A 25,915-nucleotide genomic window follows, 5' to 3' on the forward strand; every position below is an offset into this window, starting at 1 on the left:
ATCCCATTTGCACCGGAGGGTGCAGTTCTTTGCGTGGCCCGGCGATCTTATATTGATCGCCTAAAGTCATCGCTACACTACCACTACATTCCTTTGTGGAGAACACTTACCAGGTTTTACCGATGTTAAACTGGAACTGTTCTGCCTTGTCTCCATCGTACTTTTTGAACGGCTGGGCGTAGGAGAACACCAACGGCCCCAATGGGGACATCCATTGTAATGCGATACCCGCAGACATACGGATATTGCTTGGATCACTATAGTCCGGATATCCAGAATATTGGCTGGAATCCCAGTTTGTATCCCAAACGGTACCCATATCCCAGAAGAAGGAAGTACGAACCGAGTTAGCATACTTATCGCTAATAAACGGCGTCGGGGTGATGAACTCGAGGCTGGCAACCGCCATGGCGTTACCGCCTACAGCATCATCCGATTTACACAGGTCTTTCGCGCCGTCCTGAGTCGCACATTCGTAATCATAGTCCGGATCATAATTACTGGCCTGATGCGGGAAGTAAACTGCTTTCGGACCAATGGTATTGGACTGGAAGCCACGCACGGTGCTGGAACCACCGGCATAGAAGTTCTCGTAGAACGGCATCTCTTTGCCGCCTAAACCATCACCATAACCCCAGCGGGTACGCCCCAGAACAACCCATTTGTGATCGTCATCGATCGGCACATAAGTCGCCGTGTCTAACGTCACTTTGTAGTATTCGTTATCCGATCCAGGAATGGTCACTTTACCGGTCAGGTTGACACGTGAACCATCTGTCGGGAAGTAACCACGGTCAAGCTTGTTATAGGTCCAACCATAGTTGAACGTGAAGTCGTCCGTTTTGAAGCTGTTATCCTGATCAGAGGTGCTCGGATGTTCACCCATAGAGTACAGATAACGCCACATCGCAACCTGAGGCTGCATGTTGGACAGGGAGTTATGTACATAACCCAGACCTGCACGCAGCGAGTTATATTCGTTGATCGGGAAGCCCAACGTCACGTCTGTACCATAACTCTTGTTGGTATAGTCGGACAGGTCGGCGTCATCTGCCTGGAAGTCATTATAGAAGAGACGACCACCGAGGCTTACACCATCTACAGTGAAGTACGGGTTGGTTACCGACAATTCAGCATAGGTCTGGTAATCGTTTTTGGTCCCGTTGATACCAACAGCATAACCTGTACCTAACCAGTTATCCTGTTGCACGCCAGCCTGGAAGCTCACGCCACTTTCAGTACCGTAACCAATCCCGAAGTTGAAGCTACCGGTGTTACGTTCTTTCACCTTGTAGACTACATCTACCTGGTCCGGGCTACCCGGAACACGTTGGGTATCGGTATCGACAGTTTCAAAGAAGCCCAGACGATTCAGACGCTCCTTACCCTGATCGACCAGATCGCTTCCCAGCCATGCACCTTCCATCTGACGCATTTCGCGACGCAGGACGGCATCTTTCGAGGTATCGTTACCTTCAAAACGGATCTTACGCACGTAGAAACGGTTACCCGCATCAACGTTCACGCGTAATTTAACGGTTTTGTCGGCATCGTTAATTTCAGGCATCGACTGTACGCGCGGATAGGCATAACCATAGCGACCGAGAAGCTTTTTGATGTCATCTTCCATCTTGGTCACTTTGGTGCCATTATACAGCTCGCCCGGCTCGATCTTAGTCAGCTGCTCAATTTCAGCGGAGTGCCCGGCAAGGTTGCCGCTCACTTCAACGCCAGAAAGCTTGTACTGATCGCCTTCGGTAATGTTCACCGTGACGTAAATACCTTTTTTATCTGGCGTCAGACTGACCTGGGTAGAGTCGATGTTGAAACGGGCATAACCGCGATCCAGATAGTAGCTGCGCAGGGTTTCAAGGTCGCCCGCCAGTTTCTGTTTCTGGTATTTACGATCGCCTACCACGTTCCACCACGGCACTTCGTCACGCAGTTGGAAATGAGAGATCAGTTCGTCGGTGGTGAAAGCATGGTTACCAACAATGTTAATTTGCTGGATTTCAGCTGACACACCTTCCTGGAACACCAGTTTTAGGTCAACACGGTTGCGCGGCAGCGGGGTCACGACAGCTTTTACGCTGGCGCTATATTTACCGACGCTGTAGTAGAAGTCTTCCAGACCTTTCTCGATATCGGCAATGGTGGTGCGATCGAGGGATTCGCCCACACGCACACCAGAAGCCTCGAGGTTTTGCTTCAGCATGTCATCTTTCACCGATTTGTTACCGGAGAAAGTAATGCTGGCAATGGTCGGACGTTCTTTTACCTGAACCAGAAGGGTATCACCATCACGAAGGACGCGAACATCCTCAAAGTTGCCGGTAGCAAACAGAGCGCGAATGGTATTACTGATATCTTCATCATTAACCGTGTCGCCTGTGCGCACCGGCATACTGAGGAGGGCCGCACCAACGGCGACACGCTGAAGGCCTTCGAAATGAATATCTTTCACTACGAACCCTTCAGCACCGTATACGGTGGCGCTGCTAAACAGCAGCGACGCTATGAGCAACTTTTTCATCGCCATCGTTATTATGCGTTCTTCCTAACTAACTCTCATAACCGAGAGAAATCATTGAAAAGTGCAAGCCCCATTAACAGCACCAGCAGAATCGAGCCAATGCGATAACAAAAGTCTTGAACCCGCTCGGATACCGGTCCGCCCTTGATCTTTTCGATCGCAAGGAACAGCAGATGCCCCCCGTCAAGTACGGGCAACGGAAACAGGTTAATTATCCCTAAGTTCACGCTAATAAGCGCAAGAAACGGCAGGTAATAAACTACCCCGAGTTCCGCTGTCATCCCAGCCCCCTTGGCGATAGAGATCGGCCCACTGAGGTTGTTCAGTTTCACATCACCGGTGATCAATTTTCCCAGCATACTGACCGTCAGCTTCATCAGCTGCCACGTTTTGTCCGTGGCTTCGACGATGGCGTTGAACGGCCCATACTGGCGTACAACTTTATACTCATCTGGCAAAGGAATGACTTTCGGCTCAATACCGACAAAACCAATCGCTTTACCATTACCCGGTTTACTCTCCGGGATTAATGTCAAAGACAAGGGACTCCCCTGCCTTTCGATTTCTAACGCTAAGGATTTACCCGGGTTATCCCGGACAAGCATCACAAAGGTCACCCACTGCGTTAAGGGCTGACCATCGACTTTAACGATCCTGTCGCCTGCTTGCAAACCTGCCTTGCTTGCCGCCGAGTTTGGCTGCACATTTTCCAGTACAGGTTCAATTTGCGGCCCACGAGGACGAATCCCCAGCGAAGATACCGGATCTTCTTTATCAGGCTCAAACGCCCAGTGACGTAAATCGAGCTTTACATCCCGCCGTTGGTCGCTGCCAAATGGCGCTACTGTAATGGTGGTGCTTTCATCGCCAATTTTATCGACCAACTGCAAACGCACGGCATCCCAATCAGGCGTTTCGATACCATCTACGGCTTTTAGTTCCGTACCTGGTGCAATTTGTGCTTCCGCAGCTATCGAATTGGCTGCTATTTCGCCAACCACCGGACGTACGCCAGGCACACCAATAATAAAAACCAGCCAGTAGGCAAAGATAGCAAAAATGAAGTTTGCAACCGGACCTGCGGCAATAATCGCCGCTCGTTGGCCGACAGATTTATTATTGAAGGCATGGTGGCGGAGTTCCGGAACGACCGGTTCTGCGCGCTCATCCAGCATTTTGACATAACCGCCCAGCGGGATCAGGGCGATAACATATTCGGTGCCGAGCTTATCAGTTCGCCGCCAGAGCGCCTTACCAAACCCTATTGAGAAACGCTCAACGCGAACACCACAACGCCGGGCAACCCAGAAATGACCAAATTCATGCACGGTGATAAGTACACCCAGTGCAACGATGAACGAAGCCAAATCCCAGAGAAAACTCAGCATATTACCTTCCGTTAAAGCGTCCTGAATACCAGTAACAACAAGCAAGCAAAGACCGGTACCGCAGCCGTCAGGCTATCAATACGATCTAAAATACCACCGTGTCCTGGAATTAAATGACCGCTGTCCTTAATTCCTGCTTCACGCTTAAACATACTCTCGGTCAGATCGCCGAGCACTGAGGCTAACGCTGCGACAATAGAGCAAATGAGTAAGGTGACGGGAGCGACGTCGAGATTCGCCCACATGCCATAACCCCATGAGATTACCGCTGCGGTCGCTAGTCCACCTATAAAGCCTTGCCAGGTTTTACCCGGAGAAACCTTCGGTGCCAGCTTATGTTTACCAAACAATTTGCCAAACATATATGCGCCAGAGTCAGCGCCCCATACCAGGATCATGACATAGAGCAGCCATATTGCGCCACTGTAATGATTCTCGTCATAGTGCCAGGCCCGTAACGCCAGCATGCCCCAGAAGAAGGGAACAATGGTTAGCACGCCAAAAATAAGGCGCAATGTTTTAGAGTTACGCCAGATTGCTGCGGAACCTGGGTAAAACAGCACCAGCAATAGCGCGACAATCCACCAACCCAACGAAGCCCAAAGTGAGATTTCAACCAGCGGTTGATGAATATTTCGGTGATATTCCGGCAACAGAAAAAGCATCAGCGCCAACAATAACCCGCATAACACCGCCAACCATACTCGCTGCGAACGAGTGGTAAAACCGCTAAGCTGTCCCCATTCCCACGCTGCCAGCATGCAGACCACCAGCGTTACAATGGCGAACCCCACCGGCGGCAACAGAAACAACGCCGCGATGACGACGGGTATTAACACAAAAGCAGATATCAGGCGATACTTCAGCAAAAGCGACCCCCATCAGGCTGTTTCATCACCGGGCTCGGTGCCGCCGAAACGACGCTCTCGATTAGCAAAGGCATTTAACGCCCCTTCAAAGTCTTGTTCATCGAAATCGGGCCAGAGAACATCTGTAAAGTAAAGTTCGGCATAGGCAATTTGCCAAAGCAAAAAGTTACTAATGCGATGCTCCCCCCCAGTCCTAATTACTAAATCTACAGGGGCCAGTTCATGCATACAGACATGCTGGTTTAGCATCTCTTCATCTATCTGATCTGGTTGCAGGTTTCCTTGCTGCACCTTTTCAGCCAGTTGCCTGACTCCCTGGACTATATCCCAACGTCCACCGTAGTTCGCCGCAATATTCAGCGTCAGACCGGTATTCCCGGCTGTTAGCGCTTCAGATTTACGAATACGTTCTTGCAAACGCGAGTTAAAGCGACTGGTATCGCCAATAATACGCAGACGCACGTTATGTCGGTGCAGACTTTTTACTTCGCTATCGAGCGCCCACACAAACAGTTCCATTAACGCACTGACTTCCTGCGCTGGTCGGTTCCAGTTTTCACTACTAAAGGCATACAGCGTTAACGCCTCAATACCGTTGTTGGCCGCAAAAGAGACAGCCCGGCGGACGGATTTTGCCCCGGCTTTATGCCCAAAGGCACGAATCTTCCCTTGCTTTTTTGCCCAGCGACCATTGCCGTCCATAATGATCGCAACATGACGGCAGCCATGCGCTGGCAATTTTTCGCTAAGTGGTTGAGTAGCAGACAACATCACGCGTTTTTTATTCCCTGACAGGGTTTACGGTACTCAGGAATACTGAAGCCTATACAAAAAAAAGCCGTGTAAAACCACGGCATACCTGACCTTATAAAGCCAACTACTTACGATCAGATGGCGCAGACTATATCACTGAAGCCCTACGCTAACAAATAGCGCGACTCTCTGTAGCCGGATTATCCTCAGCTTGCGAGACGCATCACCTCTTTTCTGGCGACTTCACGCGCGTTCGCATCAACAGATAACACATCGTCCACACATTGTGGTTCGCGCATATCCATTTTTTCCAGTACGGATAAATTCAACGCAGCGATATCCGTAAAGCGGATTTGTTGCGCAAGAAAAGCAGCAACGGTGATTTCGTTTGCGGCATTCAATGCTGTCGTCGCTGCCTGGCCTTGTTCGAACGCCTCCATCGCCAGTTTCAGGCATGGATAACGATCATAATCCGGTGCGGCAAATGTCAACGCACTTAGTTTGCAAAAATCGAGCGGCTTCACGCCAGAGTTCACGCGATTCGGCCATGCCATGGTGTGGGCAATTGGCGTACGCATATCCGGTTCCCCCAGCTGCGCCAGAACACTGCCGTCCTGATAGCGCACCATTGAGTGAATCACTGACTGCGGGTGAATCAGCACTTCCATCTGGCTGGCGCTGGCGTTAAACAGCCAACGCGCTTCAATGTATTCCAGACCTTTGTTCATCATGGTAGCCGAATCGACAGAAATTTTACGTCCCATCGACCAGTTCGGATGACGGCAGGCTTGATCGGGCGTCATTGTTGCCAAATCGCGCAATGGCGTCTCACGGAAAGGGCCACCAGACCCGGTAAGTAAAATGGACACCACGCCATTTTGCTCAAGGTCAGCGTATCCCAGATTATGCTGGATAGGTTGCGGTAAACTCTGAAAAATGGCGTTATGTTCGCTATCGACCGGTAACAATTGCGCTTTGCTCTGCTTTACGGCGTCCATAAACAGACGTCCGCAGGTAACCAGTGATTCTTTATTGGCCAGCAAAATGGTTTTACCCGCGCGGATCGCAGCAAGCGTAGGTAACAGCCCAGCAGCGCCAACAATGGCTGCCATCACCTGATCAACATCCTCAAGCGCTGCCATATCGCAAGCGGCTTGTTGCCCACTTAAGACTTCGGTGCGGCTACCCTGTTGCTGTAGCATCGTTTTAAGAAGTTTCGCACTCGCTTCATCGTCCATTACGGCATAGCGGGGAGAGAATTCCAGGCACTGTTCTACCATGCGAGTGACATTTTTGCCTGCCACCAGCGCAACTACGCGGAAGTGTTCGGGATTATGGCGCACCACGTCCAGCGTGCTGCAACCAATCGAGCCAGTCGAGCCCAGAATGGTGAGTTGCTTCATGAAACATCCAGAGTTGAGACAGAATAAAAAGCAAAACGCCGCCAGCCGATCCGTAAGGATCTACTGAGCGGCGTTTTTTTGTCGTTCAAGAAATCAGAACTGCATCAGTTCTGCTTCTTTGTCTGCCAGCGCCGCTTCAATTTTCTTGATTGCAGCATCAGTCAGTTTCTGTACATCGTCCTGAGAACGGCGATCGTCGTCTTCGCTGATCTCTTTATCTTTCAACAGTGCTTTCACTTTGTCGTTCGCGTCACGACGCACGTTACGTACTGCAACACGCGCTTGTTCTGCTTCACCACGAACGATTTTGGTCAGATCTTTACGACGTTCTTCCGTCAGCGGCGGCAGCGGAACACGGATGTCGCTACCCGCAGAGTTCGGGTTCAGGCCAAGATCGGACGCCATAATCGCTTTTTCAACGGCCGGAGACATTGAACGATCAAACACGTTGATTTTCAGAGTACGGGAATCTTCTACCGTTACGCTTGCCAGCTGACGCAGCGGCGTCGGCGTGCCGTAATATTCCACGACAATGCCATCCAGCAGGCTGGGAGAAGCACGACCCGTGCGTATTTTGCTGATTTGGGTTTTGAACGCTTCTACGCATTTGTCCATGCGTACTTCAGCATCTTTTCTGATATCGCTAATCACGTTACGAATCCTTGAAAACTTGTCTCAGTCAGACCAGACAGTCACACACAGTGGAAGTGTGCTAAGTATAGCCCTGATTAAACATATTACGGGTAAGATCCCCCGCGATACTTACGCGGAATCTTACCCTTATTTATCCATCACGGGAATTATTCCGTGATTAAAGTCCCTTCTTTTTCACCCATTACCACACGGCGCAGCGCACCCGGTTTGTTCATGTTGAAAACACGAATCGGTAATTTATGGTCACGAGCCAGCGTGAAGGCCGCCAGGTCCATGACTTTCAGCTCTTTTTCCAGCACTTCGCTGTAAGTCAATTGCTCGTACATGGTTGCAGTTGGATCTTTCGCCGGATCAGCAGTAAACACGCCGTCAACTTTGGTTGCTTTCAGCACCACATCGGCTTCAATTTCGATACCACGCAGGCAAGCTGCTGAGTCGGTGGTAAAGAACGGGTTACCTGTACCGGCGGAGAGGATCACCACACGGTTGTTGCGCAACAGGCTGATAGCTTCTGCCCAGCTGTAGCTGTCGCACACGCCATTCAATGGAATAGCGGACATCAGGCGAGCGTTCACATAGGCGCGGTGCAGTGCATCACGCATTGCCAGGCCGTTCATTACGGTCGCCAGCATCCCCATGTGGTCGCCCACAACGCGGTTCATACCCGCTTTCGCCAGACCAGCGCCACGGAACAGGTTACCCCCACCAATCACCACACCAACCTGAATACCCAGTTCAACCAGTTCTTTGATTTCCTGAGCCATGCGATCCAGTATGCTTGCATCAATACCGAAGCCTTCAGTGCCCTGCAGAGCTTCGCCACTCAACTTAAGCAGAATGCGTTTATAGACGGGTTTTGCATTGGTAGCCATGTTTCTTTCCTGAGACTGTCAACGATTGAAATGAATTAATACTAGCGACATTGTACGTCGCTTTTCAGCGCAGCCCCACAAGGGTTAGCTGAATTTACAAGATGGGCACAAAAAGAAGCCGCCCTCAGGCGGCTCCTTTTCGATAATTAAGACTGCTTGGACATCGCAGCAACTTCTGCTGCAAAGTCAGTCTCAACTTTCTCGATGCCTTCACCTACTTCGAAGCGGATGAAGCCAGTCACTTCAGCGTTATGCTCTTTCAGCAGCTGACCAACAGTTTTGCTTGGTTCCATAACGAACGGCTGACCGGTCAGAGAAACTTCGCCGGTGAATTTCTTCATGCGGCCTTCAACCATTTTCTCTGCGATTTCTTTCGGCTTACCAGACTGCATCGCGATATCCAGCTGTACCTGGTATTCTTTCTCTACCACTTCAGCGGATACGTCTTCCGGTTTGATGAATTCTGGCTTGCTTGCAGCAACGTGCATAGCGATGTGTTTAACCAGCTCTTCGTCAGCGCCTTTAGCAGCAACCAGAACGCCGATACGCGCACCGTGCTGATAAGAACCCAGAACGTCGCCTTCCAGCGCAGCAACGCGGCGAATGTTGATGTTTTCACCAATTTTCGCTACCAGCGCAACACGTTCTTCTTCGAACTGTGCTTTCAGAACTTCAACGTCAGTGATTTTGCCAGCAACAGCTGCGTCCAGAACTTTGTCTGCGAACGCCTGGAAACCAGCGTCTTTTGCAACGAAGTCAGTCTGGCAGTTAACTTCCAGAATGATGCCGTAGTTGCCGTCGATTTTGGTTTTGATCACGCCGTCAGCAGCAACGTTGCCTGCTTTTTTCGCTGCTTTAATAGCACCGGACTTACGCATGTTTTCGATTGCCAGCTCGATGTCGCCGTTAGCTTCAGTCAGTGCTTTTTTGCAATCCATCATGCCTGCGCCAGTACGCTCACGCAGCTCTTTTACCAGGGATGCGGTAATTTCAGCCATTCTAAAATCCTCGGAGATGTGATCTGCCCGGCATTGAACCGCACAGATATAAAAGTGAAAAAGGGGGCCATATGCAGGCCCCCTAACCAAACGTGTACTACCTGGTCTATAAGGGCTCGTACGAGCGTGCCTTATTACTCAGCTTCTACGAAGCTTTCTTCCGCCTGGGAAGCCAGATCCTGAGAACGGCCTTCACGTACGGTTGCAGCAACAGCGCCCAGGTACAGGGTCACAGCACGGATTGCGTCGTCGTTACCCGGGATAACGAAGTCAACACCGTCCGGATCAGAGTTGGTATCAACGATAGCAAATACCGGAATACCCAGGTTGTTTGCTTCTTTGATAGCAATGTGTTCGTGGTCAGCATCGATTACAAACAGAGCGTCCGGCAGACCGCCCATGTCTTTGATACCGCCCAGGCTGTTTTCCAGTTTCTCCAGCTCACGAGTGCGCATCAGCGCTTCTTTCTTGGTCAGCTTGTCGAAAGTACCGTCCTGAGACTGAGTTTCCAGGTCTTTCAGACGTTTGATGGACTGACGAACGGTTTTCCAGTTAGTCAGCATACCGCCCAGCCAGCGATGGTTCACGAAGAACTGGTCGCAGCTCAGAGCAGCGTCTTTCACCGCTTCGCTTGCAGCGCGTTTAGTACCAACGAAAAGGATTTTACCTTTGCGAGAAGCAATCTTGTTCAGTTCAGCCAGAGCTTCGTTGAACATCGGTACAGTTTTCTCAAGGTTGATGATGTGAACTTTGTTACGCGCACCGAAGATGAACGGCTTCATTTTCGGGTTCCAGTAACGGGTCTGGTGACCGAAGTGAACACCAGCCTTGAGCATGTCGCGCATGGAAACAGTTGCCATGATTAAAACCTCTATATAAAAGTTGGGGTTATGCCTCCACGTATCCCATATTACCGACCCCAAAGGGCACCCCGGAATATGTGCCGATACGTGTGTGTTGTTACACAAAGTGAGATTGTCGCTTCCGTCCAGTCTGTGTATACGAAATGGATCGGAAGTCCGGCGCGCTTTATACCACAAATACGCCGTGGACACCAATAATTGTTGGCGCTGTGTACAGCATCAGACGTCGAATTTTCTATTATAGAAAACCTTCAGTGGCACGTTTGGCGAAATTCAGAATGATTCTCAATTTGCCCGGGTGTGATACCATTGACGGCACTTGCATATATATTGTCGGTATCACCGACGCTGATGGACAGAATTAATGGCTATCTCAATCAAGACCCCAGAAGATATCGAAAAAATGCGCGTCGCTGGCCGACTGGCTGCCGAAGTGCTGGAGATGATCGAACCATATGTTAAACCGGGCGTCAGCACCGGCGAGCTGGATCGCATCTGTAATGATTACATTGTTAATGAACAACACGCGGTTTCTGCCTGCCTCGGCTATCACGGTTATCCGAAATCCGTTTGCATCTCAATTAATGAAGTGGTGTGCCACGGTATCCCGGACGATGCTAAGCTGCTGAAAGATGGCGATATCGTTAACATTGATGTCACCGTAATCAAAGATGGTTTCCACGGCGATACCTCGAAAATGTTTATCGTCGGTAAGCCGACCATCATGGGCGAACGTCTGTGCCGCATCACGCAAGAAAGCCTGTACCTGGCGCTACGCATGGTAAAACCAGGCATTAATCTACGCGAAATCGGTGCGGCGATTCAGAAATTTGTCGAAGCAGAAGGCTTCTCCGTCGTTCGTGAATATTGCGGACACGGTATTGGTCGCGGCTTCCACGAAGAACCGCAGGTGCTGCACTATGACTCCCGTGAAACCAACGTCGTACTGAAACCTGGGATGACGTTCACCATCGAGCCAATGGTCAACGCGGGTAAAAAAGAGATCCGCACCATGAAAGATGGCTGGACGGTAAAAACCAAAGATCGCAGCTTGTCTGCACAATATGAGCATACTATTGTGGTGACTGATAACGGCTGCGAAATTCTGACGCTACGCAAGGATGACACCATCCCGGCGATAATCTCGCACGACGAATAAGATGAAGCCGGCGAATGCCGGCTTTTTTAATGCGATAATTTAATCTTATGGGTGGCGCACAATGAATACCCTTCCAGAACAGTACGCAAACACCGCTCTCCCCACCCTGCCCGGTCAACCGCAAAATCCATGCGCCTGGCCCCGTGATGAATTAACCGTCGGTGGGATAAAAGCCCATATCGATACTTTCCAGCGTTGGCTGGGTGATGCCTTTGACAATGGGATCTCTGCAGAACAGTTGATTGAGGCGCGCACCGAGTTTATCGACCAGCTCCTGCAACGATTATGGATTGAAGCGGGATTCAGCCAGATTGCCGACCTGGCATTGGTCGCCGTCGGTGGCTACGGTCGTGGCGAGCTGCATCCACTTTCTGACATCGATTTACTGATTTTAAGCCGTAAAAAGCTCCCGGACGATCAGGCGCAAAAAGTGGGCGAGCTGTTAACGCTGCTCTGGGATGTAAAGCTGGAAGTCGGTCATAGTGTGCGCACGCTTGAAGAGTGCATGCTGGAAGGGTTATCGGATTTAACCGTCGCCACCAATTTGATCGAATCCCGCTTATTAATTGGCGATGTTGCGCTATTTCTTGAACTGCAAAAACATATTTTCAGCGAAGGATTCTGGCCTTCCGACAAGTTCTACGCGGCGAAAGTTGAAGAACAGAACCAGCGCCATCAGCGTTACCACGGCACCAGCTACAATCTTGAACCAGACATCAAAAGTAGCCCTGGCGGCTTGCGCGATATCCACACTCTGCAATGGGTGGCCCGCCGTCATTTTGGCGCAACATCGCTGGATGAAATGGTTGGGTTTGGCTTCTTAACCTCAGCGGAGCGGGCGGAATTAAACGAATGTCTGCATATATTGTGGCGTATTCGCTTTGCCCTGCATCTGGTCGTCAGCCGTTACGATAATCGCCTGTTATTCGATCGCCAGCTTAGCGTCGCCCAGCGTCTGAATTACAGTGGCGAAGGTAACGAACCGGTCGAGCGGATGATGAAGGATTACTTCCGCGTGACACGCCGCGTCAGTGAACTCAACCAGATGCTGCTGCAACTGTTCGATGAAGCCATCCTCGCCCTTCCCGCCGACGAAAAACCACGTCCAATCGACGATGAGTTTCAGCTACGCGGTACGCTAATCGACCTGCGTGATGAAACACTATTTATGCACCAGCCGGAAGCTATCTTACGTATGTTCTACACCATGGTGCGCAACAGTGCGATCACCGGCATTTACTCCACCACGCTGCGCCAGTTACGCCATGCCCGGCGCCATCTGCAACAACCGCTGTGTAATATTCCGGAAGCACGAAAACTGTTTTTGAGCATTCTGCGTCACCCCGGAGCGGTGCGGCGCGGGCTATTGCCAATGCATCGCCATAGCGTACTCGGCGCGTATATGCCGCAATGGTCACATATCGTCGGGCAGATGCAGTTTGATCTGTTCCACGCCTACACGGTGGATGAACATACTATCCGCGTGATGCTGAAACTGGAGAGTTTTGCCAGTGAAGAAACGCGCCAGCGCCATCCGTTGTGTGTGGACGTCTGGCCGCGCCTACCGTCAACTGAGCTGATTTTCATCGCCGCGCTGTTTCACGATATCGCCAAAGGACGCGGCGGCGACCACTCTATTCTCGGTGCTCAGGATGTAGTGCATTTTGCCGAACTCCACGGGCTGAACTCACGCGAAACACAGCTGGTCGCCTGGCTGGTTCGCCAGCACTTGCTGATGTCGGTGACAGCTCAGCGTCGCGATATTCAGGACCCGGAAGTCATCAAGCAGTTTGCCGAAGAAGTTCAAACGGAAAATCGTCTGCGCTATCTGGTATGCCTGACAGTGGCTGACATTTGTGCCACCAACGAAACGCTGTGGAATAGCTGGAAGCAAAGTCTGTTGCGCGAACTCTATTTCGCCACCGAAAAGCAGCTACGACGCGGAATGCAAAACACGCCGGATATGCGCGAACGGGTTCGCCATCACCAACTCCAGGCGCTGGCACTACTGCGCATGGATAACATCGACGAAGAGGCGCTGCACCAAATTTGGTCACGCTGTCGCGCGAACTATTTTGTCCGTCATAGCCCAAATCAACTGGCCTGGCATGCGCGCCATTTATTACAGCATGATTTAAGCAAACCGCTGGTATTGCTTAGCCCGCAGGCTACGCGTGGAGGCACCGAGATTTTTATCTGGAGCCCGGACCGCCCTTACTTGTTTGCTGCTGTTTGTGCCGAGTTAGATAGACGCAACTTAAGCGTTCACGACGCACAAATATTCACCACTCGCGACGGTATGGCGATGGATACCTTTATCGTGCTGGAACCCGATGGCAGCCCGCTGTCCGCAGATCGCCATGAGGTTATTCGGTTTGGTCTGGAGCAAGTACTGACACAAAGTAGCTGGCAGCCACCGCAGCCCCGTCGCCAACCCGCCAAATTGCGCCATTTTACTGTTGAAACCGAAGTGACGTTTTTGCCAACCCATACCGACCGCAAATCGTTCCTCGAACTGATCGCCCTCGACCAACCTGGGCTGCTGGCGCGAGTCGGGAAAATTTTTGCCGATCTGGGAATTTCGCTTCATGGTGCCCGAATTACAACCATTGGCGAGCGAGTAGAAGATTTATTCATAATTGCCACCGCTGACCGGCGTGCACTTAATAACGAGTTGCAGCAGGAAGTGCATCAGCGGTTGACAGAGGCCCTCAATCCAAACGATAAAGGGTGATGTGTTTACTGATATGAAAAGAGTTTAACAATGCAGCAGTTACAGAACATTATTGAAACCGCTTTTGAACGCCGTGCCGAGATCACGCCAGCCAATGCAGACACCGTTACCCGCGAAGCGGTAAATCAGGTGATCGCCCTGCTGGATTCCGGCGCACTGCGTGTAGCGGAAAAAATTGACGGTCAGTGGGTGACGCATCAGTGGTTGAAAAAAGCGGTGCTGCTCTCTTTCCGTATTAATGATAATCAGGTGATCGAAGGGGCAGAAAGCCGCTACTTCGACAAAGTGCCGATGAAATTCGCCGACTACGACGAAGCACGTTTCCAGAAAGAAGGCTTCCGCGTTGTACCACCTGCGGCGGTACGTCAGGGTGCGTTTATTGCCCGTAACACCGTGCTGATGCCGTCTTACGTCAACATCGGCGCATATGTTGATGAAGGCACCATGGTCGATACCTGGGCGACCGTCGGTTCTTGTGCGCAGATTGGTAAAAACGTCCACCTTTCCGGTGGCGTGGGCATCGGCGGTGTGCTGGAACCGCTGCAGGCTAACCCGACCATTATTGAAGATAACTGCTTCATCGGCGCGCGTTCAGAAATCGTTGAAGGCGTCATCGTAGAAGAAGGTTCGGTGATCTCAATGGGTGTTTACATTGGGCAAAGCACCAAGATCTATGATCGCGAAACTGGCGAAGTCCACTACGGACGCGTTCCGGCGGGGTCTGTGGTTGTTTCAGGCAATCTGCCGTCGAAAGATGGCAAATACAGTCTTTACTGTGCGGTTATCGTTAAGAAAGTTGACGCGAAAACTCGCGGCAAAGTCGGCATTAACGAACTGTTGCGTACCATCGACTAAAAGTATGCACACGGGCAGCACGACGCTGCCCGATTGCTTTCTGGTTCAGAATAATTCGTCCTACTCATTCTTCCTCCCCCTTTTTTAAATACTTTTTCATCTTGTTTCGGACTGTCATGTAATTCGCAAAACGAAGATAAATGTGCTAATCCATCCCATGGAATATCGCCACAATAAAGCAGGTAATTTTTTGATTTTTACGCCATGATAGAAGTCTGGAAGAAAAAGGCTTTCTGCGATCACAGTCGAGCCGGGCGGGCCAGGCCAAATGCTAAAATAAGCACAATTTACTGACTCATTTTGAGGTAACGCTATGTACGACAATCTGAAAAGTCTGGGTATTACCAATCCTGAAGAAATTGATCGTTACAGCCTCCGGCAGGAAGCCAACAACGATATTCTGAAAATCTATTTCCAGAAAGACAAAGGCGAGTTTTTCGCCAAGAGCGTTAAGTTTAAATATCCGCGTCAGCGTAAAACGGTCGTCGCTGATGGTGTGGGTCAGGGTTATAAAGAAGTCCAGGAAATCAGCCCGAATCTACGGTATATCATTGATGAGCTTGATCAAATCTGCCAGCGTGACCGCAGCGAAGTTGATCTTAAGCGTAAGATCCTCGACGACTTACGTCACCTGGAGTCAGTCGTAACCAATAAGATCAGCGAGATTGAAGCCGATCTGGAAAAACTAACGCGTAAATAATCCCGAATTGACGGTTAACTCGGGCATTCCCCTCTCCCCTTCGGGCTGAGGGGAATGAGCCAGCGCCGCCTCAACCTTAACGCATAATCTACCGCTCTTCATCCAGTTGTAACGCCACATACAGCAGCAACCTGTCATCAAAATTGCCCAAATCAAGCCCGGTCAGTTCCGATATACGATTAAGCCGATACTCCAGGGTATTACGATGAATAAACAGCGCCTTTGACGTAGCCAGCGGTTGCACATTGTGACGAAACCACGCCGCCAGCGTTCGTCGCAGCAAGCCGTTATTGTCCATCGCTTTCAGCCGCGCCAGCGGTCGCGCCAGTTCGTTGGCCTGCCAGTCGCCACGCAAACTGTCGAGTAACACAGGTAACATCAGATCCTGATAAAAATAGCAGCGACTTTCTGGCATCCGCTGTTTACCCACCACCATCGTCGTTTTCGCCGTACGATAGGATCGGGCAATACTGCCAGGACCGGTAAAATAGTTGCCCAGTGAAACGCGAAAACGCAGCTGGCCGTACTCTTTCATGCGGGTAATCAGTTGTTCAACTCGCTTACGATGATCTTCTGCATCCCAGCGCCCAAAAGAGTTCAACGCCGGTTTCAACACCACCATTTCGGTTAGCGAGACAATCGCCACCAGATTATTACGTTCGGGCGTAGTCAGCGCGTTTTGCAGTTGTTGTAACTCCGCCATTGCGCTGTCCACACCAAGCTGACCGCTGTCGACCTCAACAATAGCCACCACTCGCGGTTGATTGAGATCGATCCCCAGCCGTTGCGCCCATTCAGTAAGTGCGGGAGTATTCTCCTCTGCCTGAATCAGGTTCATCACCAGTTCCTCCCGCAAACGGCTATCCTGCGCCAACAAGTGCATCAACCGCGACTGTTCCAGCATCATTTCAGCCGTCATGCAGACCAGTTCGCCATATTTACGCAGATTCTCTGGTTCACCTGTCAGGCCAATTACGCCGACAATTTCACCTTCCAGCCGTAACGGTAGATTAATCCCCTGCCGCACACCGTGCAGATGACGTGCCACCGCGTCATCAATATCGACGACTCGTCCCTGTGAAAGTACCAGCAATGCTCCTTCGTGCAATTCACCAATACGCTCACGATCGCCGCTGCCGATAATTCGCCCGCGGGCATCCATTACGTTGATATTGGTATCGATGATGCGCATGGTACGTGCCACGATATCCTGCGCCATTTTGGTATCAAGATGCCAGCCAGCCATAAGTCCTCCGTTATGCACGGCTTAGCATAAGGAAGTACGTAACGTACGGCATTGTGCAAATGCCTAAAGGATGATGAAGATGTATGGAGTTGTGGTGAAGTTCACAGATTGTAAGGAGAACCCCTTCCCGTTTTCAGGAAGGGGTTGAGGGAGATTACTGCATTAACAGGTAGATGGTGCTGTCGCCGCGCTGAATGTTCAGTGCCAGCACAGACGGTTTGCTGTCGAGAACTTTACGCAGTTCAGCGATGTTTTTCACTGCCTGCTGGTTCGCGCCAATAATCACATCACCTTTCTTCAGGCCGATCTGCGCAGCCGGAGTGCCCGTTTTCACGTTGTTCACTACCACGCCCTGATCTTTGCCTTTGTTGCTCATCTCAGCGCCTTCAATGCCGTTGAAGATGGAGCTGGAATCAACCTGATTCTGGCTGCTCTGCTGCAGTTCCAGATTCACGTTGACCTGCTTACCGTCGCGCAGCAAGCCCAGGGTCAGTTTGCTGCCCACCGGCATAGTACCCACTTGAGCACGCAGTGCGGCAAAGCTGCTGATTGGCTTACCGTTCAGTGAGGTGATCACATCACCTGCTTTAATGCCCGCTTTTGCAGCGGAGGAGTTAGGCAGAACCTGGCTTACGAAAGCACCGCGCTGGGCGTCAACTTTCATCGCTTTCGCCAGTTCGGAGTTCAGCTCAGTCCCCATAATACCCAGCTCACCGCGTTTCACCTGGCCGTATTCCACCATCTGCGAGGTCAGGTTTTTCACCATGTTACTCGGGATAGCAAAACCGATACCGATGTTGCCGCCGTCCGGTGCGAGGATCGCGGTGTTGATACCGATCAGTTCGCCGTTCAGGTTAACCAGCGCACCACCGGAGTTACCACGGTTGATCGCTGCATCGGTCTGGATGAAGTTTTCGTAGTTTTCGGCATTCAGGCCGCTACGCCCCAACGCAGAGACAATCCCGGAAGTTACCGTCTCGCCCAAACCAAACGGGTTACCAATCGCTACGGTGTAATCACCCACGCGCAGTGCATCAGAATCCGCCATCTTAATTGCGGTCAGGTTTTTCGGGTTCTGGATCTGGATCAGCGCGATATCAGAGCGCGGATCTTTGCCAACCATCTTCGCGTCGAACTTACGGCCATCGCTCAGTTGAACTTTAATGACCGTCGCGTTATCAACAACGTGGTTGTTGGTGACGACATAGCCTTTATCGGCATCAATGATGACGCCGGAACCCAGCGCCATGAATTTCTGTTGCTGGCCGCCGCCATTACCGCCCTGGCCCCCCTGGCAGAACGGAGAGCTCTGGAACGGAGAACCTTCCTGGCAGAACGGAGAATCATCACCGAAGAACTGCTGGAAATTACGCGGCATACGCGGCGTATTAACGGTTGTGCTACCTTCTACGTTAATGCTGACCACTGAAGGCATCACCTTTTCGAGCATCGGTGCAAGGCTTGGCATCTGCTGGGCTGTCGTTGCTGAAGAAGTCTCAGCCGCCGTTGCAGAGAGCGGAGATAACGCCAAACCTAAACTCAGAGCCAGTGCACTCAGTGCTAATGTGGTTTTTTTCATGTATTTCAGTCTCGATTAACAGATAACGCAAAATTGCTGTGTTCTTCAGATTCGTTTTATAGCGCGAAGTTCCGAACTAAAGTTTCTGCAAAAGGTAAAAATTTATTGTTCGTCTTTACAAAAGCCTGGTTATTGTTCTACGGCCATCAGACGTCGGTATTCATCCCACGCATAGAGGTCGGTCATACCGCTGATATAATCCTGCAGCAGGCGGCAACGGTAATAATATTCCCATAGCGGAAACTCAGGAGAATCTGACGGTAATTTACTGACAGCTTCGACATAGGCCAGCCGATGGCGCGTCGAGAGTTTGTGGAATAAGCGCGATTCAATAGGGAAACGTTTCACCCGTTCTTTTTCTACCAGTTCAGTAAAGTCTGATAACGACAGGCTTAATAAAGGGCGATAAATCTCTAATAATCCGCTAATGACCCGATAGCCCTGCAATTCAAGCTGCTCGACATCTGGATGGCTAAACACATGTTTTACAGCGACATTTTTATATAGCTTAAGAAGATCGCTGCATTCGCTGGCATCTTCCAATAATGCATGATTAAACGTTCCGGCGAAAATCGCAGGCAGATTATCAATAAATCGTTGTGCCGCGTAGGGTACCAGTTTATTTAGGGTGTTTACCCGTAAATACATAAAAAACTGATCTTCCGTACTGCGGCTTAAACTATTTGAGCGTGATTTTTCCCAGGCATTTTCAACCACCAGCGAAAAGAGCGAACCTTTCTCATGCTGGCCCCACGCCTCGTGCAAATGATGATAAAGCTGCTCAACGGTAAATATTCTTTTCTCTACCGCATCTTCAAGATCTGCCACACAATAGGAGATGTCGTCGGCAGCTTCCATAATCCACGTTAATGGAAAACGGCTGTAAAGCGCCAAATTAAGTTCTTTACGCAACCGGGCAATATAGGCTTCTTCAGAAAGATAATAACCCGGCTTTTTCATTAAATAGTGATGTGTCTCAGGCGTTTCGCCACGCCACCACGCCGGACGGGTATATTTTAAAATACCGCCAACCTGTGCCCAGGTGAGATTCATCCTCATCAATGTATGCACCAGACGAATGCCTTGTGCATTCCCCTCAAAATGACATAAGTCCTGACGAATCTTGCGCCGCAGCTCGTTAAGCGGTTCTTCCCCGTCCCGTAAACGTAGTGCCGCCACGCTGCAGCGATCGTCAGTCAGAGGCTGGCTTTCGGCATCTTCCGGGTGCAAACGTTGGCGAAACCAGTCATTTATCGCTGCTTCGCCAAAATGACCAAACGGCGGATTGCCGATATCGTGCATCAGGCATGACATCTCAACAATGCTTTCAAAAGGTCCGGTCAGTTCATCCAGGCCGTATGCTTCCAGCAATTTAAGCTCTTTCAGACGGCTTAAAATTTCTTTGGCGATGTAGCGCCCCACCTGCTGGACTTCCATCGAGTGGGTAAGACGCGTGCGCACGGCGGCATTGCGCTCCAGTGGAAAAACCTGGGTCTTTTGTTGCAGACGACGAATTGCCGGAGAGTTGATGATACGCCCGCGATCGCTCTCGAAGATCCGCAGGATCTCATGTTCGGTTTTAACGCCCTGCGGTGAACGGTAACGACGATGCCAGTTTATTTTTTTTCGGAAATCAATCTGTGCCATGTCCTCTCCCGCGTGAGAAATACGCTTCCCCGTAAGCGCATGGTAAACTATGCCTTCAAATCGGGCTTATCGCGAGTAAATCTATGAAAATCGGCATCATTGGTGCAATGGAAGAAGAAGTTACGCTGCTGCGTGACAAAATCGAAAACCGTCAAACTATCAGTCTGGGCGGTTGCGAAATCTATACCGGCCAACTGAATGGAATCGAGGTTGCGCTTCTGAAATCGGGCATCGGTAAAGTCGCTGCGGCGCTGGGTGCCACTTTGCTGTTGGAACACTGCAAGCCAGATGTGATTATTAACACCGGTTCTGCCGGTGGCCTGGCACCAACGTTGAAAGTGGGCGATATCGTTGTCTCGGACGAAGCACGTTATCACGACGCGGATGTCACGGCATTTGGTTATGAATACGGTCAGTTACCAGGCTGTCCGGCAGGCTTTAAAGCTGACGATAAACTGATCGCTGCCGCTGAGGCCTGCATTGCCGAACTGAATCTTAACGCTGTACGTGGCCTGATTGTTAGCGGCGACGCTTTCATCAACGGTTCTGTTGGTCTGGCGAAAATCCGCCACAACTTCCCACAGGCCATTGCTGTAGAGATGGAAGCGACGGCAATCGCCCATGTCTGCCACAATTTCAACGTCCCGTTTGTTGTCGTACGCGCCATCTCCGACGTGGCCGATCAACAGTCTCATCTTAGCTTCGATGAGTTCCTGGCTGTTGCCGCTAAACAGTCCAGCCTGATGGTTGAGTCACTGGTGCAGAAACTGGCACATGGCTAAGTCACTGTTCAGGGCGCTGGTCGCCCTGTCTTTTCTTGCGCCACTGTGGCTCAACGCGGCACCGCGCGTCATCACGCTTTCTCCCGCCAACACTGAACTTGCCTTTGCCGCCGGGATCACGCCGGTTGGGGTCAGCAGCTATTCCGACTATCCTCCACAAGCGCAAAAGATTGAACAGGTTTCCACCTGGCAGGGGATGAATCTGGAACGCATTGTCGCGCTGAAACCCGATCTGGTGATTGCCTGGCGTGGAGGTAATGCCGAGCGGCAGGTTGACCAGCTGGCTTCGCTGGGAATAAAAGTGATGTGGGTCGATGCGACAAGCATTGAACAAATTGCCAATGCGTTACGTCAACTGGCCCCCTGGAGTCCGCAACCGCATAAGGCCGAACAAGCCGCGCAATCCCTGCTGGATCAGTACGCGCAATTGAAAGCGCAATATGCTGATAAACCTAAAAAACGTGTTTTTCTGCAATTCGGCATTAATCCGCCATTTACCAGTGGAAAAGAGTCGATTCAAAACCAGGTACTCGAAGTTTGTGGCGGAGAAAACATCTTTAAAGACAGCCGGGTTCCCTGGCCGCAAGTTAGCCGCGAACAGGTGTTAGCACGCTCGCCACAGGCGATTGTCATTACAGGCGGACCGGACCAAATTCCTAAAATCAAACAATACTGGGGTGAACAGCTCAAAATTCCCGTTATTCCTCTCACGAGTGACTGGTTTGAACGTGCAAGCCCACGTATTATCCTCGCTGCACAACAGCTCTGTAATGCGCTTTCACAGGTAGATTAGCGCCTGACCTTTTTAGGTGCTCAGTGGGGATTGAACAATGCTCGTCTATTGGCTGGATATAGTCGGCACAGCGGTATTTGCCATCTCCGGCGTTTTGTTAGCCGGAAAATTGCGTATGGACCCTTTTGGTGTTCTGGTATTGGGCGTGGTTACCGCAGTAGGCGGCGGAACAATTCGCGACATGGCGCTGGATCACGGCCCGGTATTTTGGGTGAAAGATCCCACCGATCTGGTCGTTGCAATGGTCACCAGCATGCTGACCATCGTGCTGGTGCGCCAGCCAAGACGCTTACCAAAATGGATGTTGCCGGTGCTGGACGCCGTTGGTCTGGCGGTGTTTGTCGGCATTGGCGTGAATAAAGCCTTTAATGCGGAAGCCGGTCCGTTAATCGCGGTTTGTATGGGCGTCATTACTGGCGTTGGCGGCGGGATCATTCGTGATGTTCTGGCCCGCGAAATCCCCATGATTTTACGTACAGAAATCTACGCAACTGCCTGTATTATCGGCGGTATTGTCCACGCTACGGCTTATTACACATTTTCCGTACCACTGGAAACAGCCAGTATGATGGGCATGGTCGTGACGCTATTGATTCGGCTGGCGGCTATTCGTTGGCATCTTAAGCTACCGACGTTTGCGCTGGATGAGAATGGGCGTTGAAGAGAGAAGATGTGCCGGATAGTTTATCCGGCACATGAACAACAGATTAGATGCTAAAGGAAGAACCGCAACCGCAGGTGCTTTTCGCGTTCGGGTTGGTCACGATGAAACGAGAACCTTCCAGTCCTTCGGTATAGTCAACGGAACCGCCGACCAGATATTGCAGGCTCATCGGATCAACCACCAGGCCAACGCCCTGTTTTTCGATGGTCATATCGCCTTCGTTCACCTGATCATCAAAGGTGAAACCATACTGGAAGCCGCTGCAACCGCCACCGGTGATATACACGCGTAATTTCAGATTCGGGTTATCTTCGTCAGCGATCAGGCTTTTAACTTTGTTGGCTGCTGCGTCGGTAAACTCCAGCGGCAGTGCTACGTCATCACTCATATTTTGCTCCAAACGACATCGGCAATTGGGCAAATTCTAACCCAATAATAATCGCCATTATCTAATACCCTGGTATTTCGTTCAAGTATTCTCGCTGGCTGATGCGGCCTTGCTTCGCGCCAGTTGCTCAGCTTCCTGTTTTGCCAGCGTGCGCGCAAGAATCGCCGAGTATAGCGGTTTCCCGCCGGTAAATTGCGCTAATAGTGTTGCGCCAAGACCGGTAATAATCATTGGCAAAATGAGCTGGTAGTTATCGGTCATCTCCAGAACCAGAATGATCCCCGTTAACGGCGCGCGAATAGATGCCGCCAGTAACGCCCCCATTCCGGCAATAGCAAACGTCCCCGCCTCAAGGTGATATTGCGGAAACAGCTCAACGACAACCATTCCGAAAGCGGTTCCCAGCACAGTACCCAGCGCCAGCATCGGGGCAAAAATACCGCCCGGCGCGCCGGAAGAGAAGCAGAGTAAGGTGGTAATGACCCGCGCGACGAAGATAAACACCAGCATTCCCATGCTGAAATTCCCCGCGGTAGCGATAGGAATCAGGTTAAAACCGCCGCCCGACGTTGCTGGTGCCACAAACCCCAGCAATCCACACAGACCGCCAATCGCACCGCCCATCAGTACCCATTTGGTAATATTGCCGCCGTGCACACGGTGCAGCAAATCCTGCATCCCCAGCACCCATTTATTAAAAATAGGGCCGAAAATGCCAAAAATAATACCGAGGATCAGATAAAGCCACAGCGTATTAAGCGGCGCGTCAGAAAGTTTACCGACGTCAATCAACGCAACTTCATGATTAAAAATCCGGTACATAATGGTCGACATAATGACGCCAATAAATACCGCTTTAATCGAAATTAACGTATAGCGAAACTGCGGACGCATCTCTTCGATAATAAACAAAATACCCGCCAGCGGCGCGTTAAAGGCCGCCGCCAGACCCGCCGCCGCACCGGTTGCCAACAGCGTATGGCGAGCTTCATCACCTTTCAGGCGGAAAACATCGAGTACCATCCGCCCGATATTACCGCCGATCTGCACGGTTGGCCCTTCGCGCCCCAACACCATGCCTCCGCCGAGTGTCCCCAGCCCGCCAAAGAATTTCACCGGCAATACACGCCACCAGCGAACGGGACGTTGATCTTCCAGCGCCCCTTCAATTTCCGGGATCCCCGAACCACCTGCTTCCGGCGCGTATTTGCGCACCAAAAAGTAGCCGAACATCGCCAGCACCGCCGAACAGAGAAAAGCGACGGTTAACAGAAGCGGATAATTATCAGCAGTATGTACCAGCGCCCCCATACGTTGGTTCTGCAACCAGGCGACACCTTTGTCAAAAGCAACCGCAGCCAGCCCGACAAGCGTGCCGACGACTGCCGCCATAAACAAAATGGCTAACGGGGTTTTATCGCGCTCAAGAAGTTGGCGAATCAGTTGTCTGCGTCGCAGGCGCGCGGCCTGCGGTGTTTCTAAAGAGGGAGTATCAGTTTTCATCCAATGATCACTTATTGGTCATACAAATAAGATGACGGCATTTTACTCGCACGTTCCATGAAAATCCTTTGCAAAGCGTAATGTTTCAAATGCACAAAACTTTTATACTCTAAGAAATCAGGATTGCACCAGTACAAGCAGCCTGATGTTTGACGAGTATTTAACTTGTTATGAATAACATAGAATAGCAGCCATTCACTTTTTCTACGAATCAGGAACCCTCCATGAGTAAGTCTGAAAATCTTTACAGCGCAGCGCGCGAGCTGATCCCTGGCGGTGTGAACTCCCCTGTTCGCGCCTTTACTGGCGTGGGCGGCACTCCACTGTTTATCGAAAAAGCGGACGGCGCTTATCTGTACGATGTTGATGGCAAAGCCTATATCGATTATGTCGGTTCCTGGGGGCCGATGGTGCTGGGCCATAACCATCCGGCGATCCGCAATGCCGTGATTGAAGCCGCCGAGCGTGGTTTAAGCTTTGGTGCACCAACCGAAATGGAAGTGAAAATGGCGCAACTGGTGACCGAACTGGTCCCGACCATGGATATGGTGCGCATGGTGAACTCCGGCACTGAAGCGACAATGAGCGCCATCCGCCTGGCCCGTGGTTTTACCGGTCGCGACAAAATTATTAAATTTGAAGGTTGTTACCACGGTCACGCTGACTGCCTGCTGGTGAAAGCCGGTTCTGGCGCACTCACGTTAGGCCAGCCAAACTCGCCGGGCGTTCCGGCAGATTTCGCCAAACATACCTTAACCTGTACTTTTAACGATCTGGCTTCTGTACGCGCCGCGTTTGAGCAATACCCGCAAGAGATTGCCTGTATTATCGTCGAGCCGGTGGCAGGCAATATGAACTGTGTTCCGCCGCTGCCAGAGTTCCTGCCAGGTCTGCGTGCGCTGTGTGACGAATTTGGCGCGTTGCTGATCATCGATGAAGTGATGACCGGTTTCCGCGTAGCGCTAGCTGGCGCACAGGATTATTACGGCGTAGTGCCAGATTTAACCTGCCTCGGCAAAATCATCGGCGGTGGAATGCCGGTAGGCGCATTCGGTGGTCGTCGTGATGTAATGGATGCGCTGGCCCCGACGGGTCCGGTCTATCAGGCGGGTACGCTTTCCGGTAACCCGATTGCGATGGCAGCCGGTTTCGCCTGTCTGAATGAAGTCGCGCAGCCGGGCGTTCACGAAACGCTGGATGAGCTGACAACACGTCTGGCAGAAGGTCTGCTGGAAGCGGCAGAAGAAGCCGGAATTCCGCTGGTGGTAAACCACGTTGGCGGCATGTTCGGTATTTTCTTTACCGACGCCGGGTCCGTGACGTGCTATCAGGATGTGATGGCCTGTGACGTCGAGCGTTTTAAGCGTTTCTTCCATATGATGCTGGATGAAGGTGTTTACCTGGCACCGTCAGCGTTTGAAGCGGGCTTTATGTCTGTGGCGCACAGCATGGAAGATATCAATAACACCATCGATGCTGCACGTCGGGTGTTTGCGAAGTTGTGATGATTTTGCCTCGCCCACCGGGCGAGG

24 protein-coding genes are annotated in these 25,915 nt (G+C 51.2%); 8 read left to right on the plus strand and 16 right to left on the minus strand.

Annotated features, from left to right (window positions below; all coding sequences use genetic code 11):
• Nucleotides 1-106: 106 nt before the first annotated feature.
• From bamA to rpsB, 9 genes are all read right to left on the minus strand, one after another.
• Nucleotides 107-2,539, minus strand: a complete 2,433-nt coding sequence (gene bamA, locus ACJHW7_RS06360) for an outer membrane protein assembly factor BamA (protein WP_001240896.1) — start codon at nt 2,537-2,539, stop codon at nt 107-109.
• Nucleotides 2,540-2,568: 29 nt separating this feature from the next.
• Entirely contained in the window at nt 2,569-3,921 is a 1,353-nt protein-coding gene (gene rseP, locus ACJHW7_RS06365) for a sigma E protease regulator RseP (RefSeq protein ID WP_001295561.1), read from the minus strand.
• Between the two features lie 11 nt (nt 3,922-3,932).
• Nucleotides 3,933-4,790: a phosphatidate cytidylyltransferase gene (gene cdsA, locus ACJHW7_RS06370; protein WP_000922446.1), complete on the minus strand. Its 858-nt coding sequence runs from the start codon at nt 4,788-4,790 to the stop codon at nt 3,933-3,935.
• A 12-nt stretch (nt 4,791-4,802) separates the two neighbouring features.
• Nucleotides 4,803-5,561: a (2E,6E)-farnesyl-diphosphate-specific ditrans,polycis-undecaprenyl-diphosphate synthase gene (gene ispU / locus ACJHW7_RS06375; protein WP_001295562.1), complete on the minus strand. Its 759-nt coding sequence runs from the start codon at nt 5,559-5,561 to the stop codon at nt 4,803-4,805.
• A gap of 188 nt (nt 5,562-5,749) precedes the next feature.
• Complete coding sequence (gene ispC, locus ACJHW7_RS06380) at nt 5,750-6,946, minus strand: 1-deoxy-D-xylulose-5-phosphate reductoisomerase (RefSeq protein ID WP_000811923.1); 1,197 nt, start codon at nt 6,944-6,946, stop codon at nt 5,750-5,752.
• Between the two features lie 93 nt (nt 6,947-7,039).
• Nucleotides 7,040-7,597 (minus strand): ribosome recycling factor, encoded by a 558-nt coding sequence (gene frr / locus ACJHW7_RS06385; RefSeq protein ID WP_000622418.1) that lies wholly within the window; start codon nt 7,595-7,597, stop codon nt 7,040-7,042.
• A gap of 149 nt (nt 7,598-7,746) precedes the next feature.
• On the minus strand, nt 7,747-8,472 hold the full coding sequence (gene pyrH / locus ACJHW7_RS06390; RefSeq protein WP_000224573.1) for a UMP kinase: 726 nt from the start codon (nt 8,470-8,472) through the stop codon (nt 7,747-7,749).
• Between the two features lie 146 nt (nt 8,473-8,618).
• Entirely contained in the window at nt 8,619-9,470 is an 852-nt protein-coding gene (tsf, locus tag ACJHW7_RS06395; RefSeq protein WP_000818114.1) for a translation elongation factor Ts, read from the minus strand.
• Between the two features lie 134 nt (nt 9,471-9,604).
• Complete coding sequence (rpsB, locus tag ACJHW7_RS06400; protein WP_000246882.1) at nt 9,605-10,330, minus strand: 30S ribosomal protein S2; 726 nt, start codon at nt 10,328-10,330, stop codon at nt 9,605-9,607.
• Between the two features lie 367 nt (nt 10,331-10,697).
• Between rpsB and map the strand changes: the two genes are divergently transcribed.
• The 4 genes from map to ACJHW7_RS06420 all read left to right on the plus strand — a co-directional run bounded on the left by map (nt 10,698) and on the right by ACJHW7_RS06420 (nt 15,781).
• Entirely contained in the window at nt 10,698-11,492 is a 795-nt protein-coding gene (map, locus tag ACJHW7_RS06405) for a type I methionyl aminopeptidase (RefSeq protein ID WP_001018194.1), read from the plus strand.
• 61 nt (nt 11,493-11,553) lie between these two features.
• Nucleotides 11,554-14,226, plus strand: coding sequence for a bifunctional uridylyltransferase/uridylyl-removing protein GlnD (gene glnD, locus ACJHW7_RS06410; protein ID WP_021556430.1), 2,673 nt, complete (start codon nt 11,554-11,556; stop codon nt 14,224-14,226).
• Nucleotides 14,227-14,256: 30 nt separating this feature from the next.
• Nucleotides 14,257-15,081 carry a 2,3,4,5-tetrahydropyridine-2,6-dicarboxylate N-succinyltransferase gene (gene dapD, locus ACJHW7_RS06415; RefSeq protein WP_001186646.1) on the plus strand — a complete coding sequence of 275 codons (825 nt, stop codon included), beginning with the start codon at nt 14,257-14,259 and terminating at the stop codon, nt 15,079-15,081.
• 313 nt (nt 15,082-15,394) lie between these two features.
• Nucleotides 15,395-15,781 (plus strand): DUF3461 family protein, encoded by a 387-nt coding sequence (locus ACJHW7_RS06420; protein WP_000272188.1) that lies wholly within the window; start codon nt 15,395-15,397, stop codon nt 15,779-15,781.
• 88 nt (nt 15,782-15,869) lie between these two features.
• On the opposite strand, the gene cdaR is transcribed toward ACJHW7_RS06420, so the two are convergent.
• The 3 genes from cdaR to dgt all read right to left on the minus strand — a co-directional run bounded on the left by cdaR (nt 15,870) and on the right by dgt (nt 20,253).
• Nucleotides 15,870-17,027: a DNA-binding transcriptional regulator CdaR gene (gene cdaR, locus ACJHW7_RS06425; protein WP_000929439.1), complete on the minus strand. Its 1,158-nt coding sequence runs from the start codon at nt 17,025-17,027 to the stop codon at nt 15,870-15,872.
• A 154-nt stretch (nt 17,028-17,181) separates the two neighbouring features.
• On the minus strand, nt 17,182-18,606 hold the full coding sequence (degP, locus tag ACJHW7_RS06430; protein ID WP_000753946.1) for a serine endoprotease DegP: 1,425 nt from the start codon (nt 18,604-18,606) through the stop codon (nt 17,182-17,184).
• A gap of 129 nt (nt 18,607-18,735) precedes the next feature.
• Nucleotides 18,736-20,253 (minus strand): dGTPase, encoded by a 1,518-nt coding sequence (gene dgt / locus ACJHW7_RS06435; protein ID WP_000057067.1) that lies wholly within the window; start codon nt 20,251-20,253, stop codon nt 18,736-18,738.
• Between the two features lie 83 nt (nt 20,254-20,336).
• Between dgt and mtnN the strand changes: the two genes are divergently transcribed.
• Genes mtnN through ACJHW7_RS06450 form a run of 3 tightly spaced genes read left to right on the plus strand, consistent with a single transcriptional unit; the run spans nt 20,337 to nt 22,489 of the window.
• Nucleotides 20,337-21,035, plus strand: coding sequence for a 5'-methylthioadenosine/S-adenosylhomocysteine nucleosidase (gene mtnN, locus ACJHW7_RS06440; RefSeq protein ID WP_021556429.1), 699 nt, complete (start codon nt 20,337-20,339; stop codon nt 21,033-21,035).
• Complete coding sequence (gene btuF / locus ACJHW7_RS06445; RefSeq protein WP_021556428.1) at nt 21,028-21,828, plus strand: vitamin B12 ABC transporter substrate-binding protein BtuF; 801 nt, start codon at nt 21,028-21,030, stop codon at nt 21,826-21,828. Before mtnN ends, btuF begins: the two co-directional genes overlap by 8 nt.
• A 37-nt stretch (nt 21,829-21,865) precedes the next feature.
• Nucleotides 21,866-22,489 carry a TRIC cation channel family protein gene (locus tag ACJHW7_RS06450; protein ID WP_000964221.1) on the plus strand — a complete coding sequence of 208 codons (624 nt, stop codon included), beginning with the start codon at nt 21,866-21,868 and terminating at the stop codon, nt 22,487-22,489.
• Between the two features lie 46 nt (nt 22,490-22,535).
• On the opposite strand, the gene erpA is transcribed toward ACJHW7_RS06450, so the two are convergent.
• The 4 genes from erpA to yadX are packed head-to-tail and all read right to left on the minus strand — an operon-like array spanning nt 22,536 to nt 24,442.
• A complete protein-coding gene (gene erpA, locus ACJHW7_RS06455; protein WP_001295564.1) occupies nt 22,536-22,880 on the minus strand; it encodes an iron-sulfur cluster insertion protein ErpA in 345 nt (114 codons plus the stop codon).
• Entirely contained in the window at nt 22,873-22,938 is a 66-nt protein-coding gene (gene yadW, locus ACJHW7_RS06460; protein WP_120795373.1) for a small protein YadW, read from the minus strand. Before yadW ends, erpA begins: the two co-directional genes overlap by 8 nt.
• Before the next feature lie 23 nt (nt 22,939-22,961).
• Nucleotides 22,962-24,383 carry a H(+)/Cl(-) exchange transporter ClcA gene (gene clcA / locus ACJHW7_RS06465; protein WP_021556427.1) on the minus strand — a complete coding sequence of 474 codons (1,422 nt, stop codon included), beginning with the start codon at nt 24,381-24,383 and terminating at the stop codon, nt 22,962-22,964.
• 11 nt (nt 24,384-24,394) lie between these two features.
• Complete coding sequence (yadX, locus tag ACJHW7_RS06470; protein ID WP_211180485.1) at nt 24,395-24,442, minus strand: protein YadX; 48 nt, start codon at nt 24,440-24,442, stop codon at nt 24,395-24,397.
• Nucleotides 24,443-24,607: 165 nt separating this feature from the next.
• Here yadX and hemL point away from each other — a divergent pair, with 165 nt between their 5' ends.
• Nucleotides 24,608-25,888: a glutamate-1-semialdehyde 2,1-aminomutase gene (gene hemL / locus ACJHW7_RS06475; protein WP_000045274.1), complete on the plus strand. Its 1,281-nt coding sequence runs from the start codon at nt 24,608-24,610 to the stop codon at nt 25,886-25,888.
• The last annotated feature ends 27 nt before the right edge of the window (nt 25,889-25,915 follow it).

This window comes from Escherichia sp. WS1152, from assembly GCF_046487665.1.
GTDB lineage: Bacteria > Pseudomonadota > Gammaproteobacteria > Enterobacterales > Enterobacteriaceae > Escherichia > Escherichia coli.

What these genes read in the sequence shown, in the direction of transcription:
- glnD (WP_021556430.1), top strand. Translation starts at nt 11,554, where the DNA reads ATGAATACCCTTCCAGAACAGTACGCAAACACCGCTCTCCCCACCCTG.
- hemL (WP_000045274.1), top strand. Translation starts at nt 24,608, where the DNA reads ATGAGTAAGTCTGAAAATCTTTACAGCGCAGCGCGCGAGCTGATCCCT.
- tsf (WP_000818114.1), bottom strand. Translation starts at nt 9,470, where the DNA reads ATGGCTGAAATTACCGCATCCCTGGTAAAAGAGCTGCGTGAGCGTACT.
- pyrH (WP_000224573.1), bottom strand. Translation starts at nt 8,472, where the DNA reads ATGGCTACCAATGCAAAACCCGTCTATAAACGCATTCTGCTTAAGTTG.
- dgt (WP_000057067.1), bottom strand. Translation starts at nt 20,253, where the DNA reads ATGGCACAGATTGATTTCCGAAAAAAAATAAACTGGCATCGTCGTTAC.
- clcA (WP_021556427.1), bottom strand. Translation starts at nt 24,383, where the DNA reads ATGAAAACTGATACTCCCTCTTTAGAAACACCGCAGGCCGCGCGCCTG.
- degP (WP_000753946.1), bottom strand. Translation starts at nt 18,606, where the DNA reads ATGAAAAAAACCACATTAGCACTGAGTGCACTGGCTCTGAGTTTAGGT.
- cdaR (WP_000929439.1), bottom strand. Translation starts at nt 17,027, where the DNA reads ATGGCTGGCTGGCATCTTGATACCAAAATGGCGCAGGATATCGTGGCA.
- btuF (WP_021556428.1), top strand. Translation starts at nt 21,028, where the DNA reads ATGGCTAAGTCACTGTTCAGGGCGCTGGTCGCCCTGTCTTTTCTTGCG.
- dapD (WP_001186646.1), top strand. Translation starts at nt 14,257, where the DNA reads ATGCAGCAGTTACAGAACATTATTGAAACCGCTTTTGAACGCCGTGCC.
- erpA (WP_001295564.1), bottom strand. Translation starts at nt 22,880, where the DNA reads ATGAGTGATGACGTAGCACTGCCGCTGGAGTTTACCGACGCAGCAGCC.
- ACJHW7_RS06420 (WP_000272188.1), top strand. Translation starts at nt 15,395, where the DNA reads ATGTACGACAATCTGAAAAGTCTGGGTATTACCAATCCTGAAGAAATT.
- ispC (WP_000811923.1), bottom strand. Translation starts at nt 6,946, where the DNA reads ATGAAGCAACTCACCATTCTGGGCTCGACTGGCTCGATTGGTTGCAGC.
- rpsB (WP_000246882.1), bottom strand. Translation starts at nt 10,330, where the DNA reads ATGGCAACTGTTTCCATGCGCGACATGCTCAAGGCTGGTGTTCACTTC.
- mtnN (WP_021556429.1), top strand. Translation starts at nt 20,337, where the DNA reads ATGAAAATCGGCATCATTGGTGCAATGGAAGAAGAAGTTACGCTGCTG.
- ispU (WP_001295562.1), bottom strand. Translation starts at nt 5,561, where the DNA reads ATGTTGTCTGCTACTCAACCACTTAGCGAAAAATTGCCAGCGCATGGC.
- ACJHW7_RS06450 (WP_000964221.1), top strand. Translation starts at nt 21,866, where the DNA reads ATGCTCGTCTATTGGCTGGATATAGTCGGCACAGCGGTATTTGCCATC.
- rseP (WP_001295561.1), bottom strand. Translation starts at nt 3,921, where the DNA reads ATGCTGAGTTTTCTCTGGGATTTGGCTTCGTTCATCGTTGCACTGGGT.
- bamA (WP_001240896.1), bottom strand. Translation starts at nt 2,539, where the DNA reads ATGGCGATGAAAAAGTTGCTCATAGCGTCGCTGCTGTTTAGCAGCGCC.
- map (WP_001018194.1), top strand. Translation starts at nt 10,698, where the DNA reads ATGGCTATCTCAATCAAGACCCCAGAAGATATCGAAAAAATGCGCGTC.